Raw genomic sequence first — 523 nt, 5'->3', positions numbered from 1 at the left:
CGCCCGCGTGGGCACCGTTGCCGGTGCAGTACGCCGACTACGCGTTGTGGCAGCGTGAGATACTCGGTTCCGAGGGCGACCCGCAGTCCGTCATCGCACAGCAGATCTCTTACTGGAATGACACTCTCGCAGACTTGCCGGAACTGTTGGACCTGCCGAGTGATCGCACGCGTCCCGAGATCACTTCGGGCCGAGGATCGAACCACGCGTTCGAGATCGACCCGCAGTTGTGGGCCGATGTCGAAGCAATAGGCCAGTCCGCCAACGCGACCCCGTTCATGGTTGTCCATTCGGCATTGGTCGTATTGCTGGCCCGGATGTCCGCGACCACCGATATCACGATCGGTGCACCGATCGCGGGCCGCGGCGAAGCGGAACTCGATGACCTGATCGGTATGTTCGTCAACACTCTGGTGCTGCGGACCGACGTTGATCCGTCGATGTCGTTCACCGAATTGCTTTCCTCTGCACGTGAAGTGGATCTGCAGGCTTTCGCGCACGCGGATGTTCCGTTCGAGCGCCT

At 61.4% G+C, this 523-nt stretch carries 1 protein-coding gene; it reads left to right on the top strand.

Annotation, left to right across the window (positions count from 1 at the left end):
- A partial coding sequence (locus tag QM600_RS29520; protein ID WP_283265323.1) for a condensation domain-containing protein occupies nucleotides 1–523 on the top strand: 523 nt, incomplete at both ends.

This window comes from Rhodococcus sp. IEGM 1379, from assembly GCF_030056815.1.
Classification (GTDB): Bacteria; Actinomycetota; Actinomycetes; order Mycobacteriales; family Mycobacteriaceae; genus Rhodococcus_F.
Note: the sequence above shows the minus strand (reverse complement) of the source record. Positions and strands in the feature narration are given on the sequence as shown.